Source organism: Cupriavidus basilensis, assembly GCF_000876015.1.
GTDB lineage: Bacteria > Pseudomonadota > Gammaproteobacteria > Burkholderiales > Burkholderiaceae > Cupriavidus > Cupriavidus basilensis_B.
This window is the reverse complement of the sequence record NZ_BBQM01000060.1, coordinates 1-1,163: the sequence shown is the minus strand read 5'-3', so window position 1 is coordinate 1,163 and position 1,163 is coordinate 1. Positions and strand designations below refer to the sequence as shown.

General features: G+C 63.5%; 1 protein-coding gene. It reads left to right on the top strand.

Features of this window, described 5'->3' with window-relative positions; all coding sequences use genetic code 11:
- Window positions 1-54: 54 nt before the first annotated feature.
- The coding region (locus tag KF708C_RS34095) for an IS256 family transposase (protein ID WP_059416311.1) at window positions 55-1,163 on the top strand (1,109 nt) is incomplete at its 3' end.

Below are 1,163 nucleotides of genomic sequence, written 5' to 3'. Positions count from 1 at the left end.
GGGGCCTATCCGTATTTTTGTGTGCAGGGCATACCATGTAGCCAAGGAGGCCGTATGCCACGCAAACCGAAGACGCCACTGAGGGAACTGCCCACCATTCCCAAGGAACTGGTCGACCAGTTCGTCAAGGGGCCAATGACCGCCGAAGCGGTCCAGGACGCCGCCATGGCGTTCAAGAAGGCCCTCATCGAGCGTGCGCTGGGCGCCGAGTTGGGCCAGCACCTGGGCTATCCTGCGGGCGCGCAGCGCCCGCAGGATGCGACCAACCAGCGCAATGGTAGCAGCGCTAAAACGGTACTCACCGACGATGGCCCCCTGCACCTGAACGTGCCTCGTGACCGCGACAGCACCTTCGCGCCCATCCTCATTCCCAAGCACGAGCGGCGCTTTACCGGGTTCGATGACAAGATCATCGCCATGTATGCCCGCGGCATGACCGTGCGCGAGATCCAGGCCTTCCTGGCCGAACAGTACGGCACCGAGGTCTCACCCGAATTCATCAGCTCCGTGACCGACGAGGTCATGCAGGAGGTCACCGCCTGGCAAGCCCGGCCGCTGGAGAGCATGTATCCAGTGGTGTTCTTCGATGCGCTGCGGGTCAAGATGCGCGAAGACGGCGTGGTGCGCAACAAAGCCGTCTATCTCGCCCTGGGCGTGTTGCCCGACGGCACGCGCGACATCCTGGGCCTGTGGATCGAGACCACCGAAGGGGCCAAGTTCTGGATGAAGGTCTTCAACGACCTGCGCACGCGTGGCACCCAGGACATCCTGATCGCGGTCACCGACGGGCTCAAGGGCATGGAGGCAGCCCTGAACGCGGTGTTCCCCGACACGACGCTGCAAACGTGCATCGTGCACCTGATCCGAGGCAGCCTGGATTATGCGAGCTGGAAGGACCGCCGCGCGGTGGCGGCGGCGCTCAAGCCAGTCTACACCGCGCCAACCGTCGAGGCGTCTCTGGCCGAACTGACCACCTTCGAGCAAGGCCAATGGGGCCAGCGGTATGGCCCGATCGCCGCCGCGTGGCATCGGTCCTGGAGTCAGGTCATTCCATTCTTTGCGTTCCCGCCGGCGATCCGCAAGATCATCTACACGACGAACGCCATCGAGAGCATCAACGCGCAGCTACGCAAGATCATCAAGATCCGCGGGCACTTCCCAAG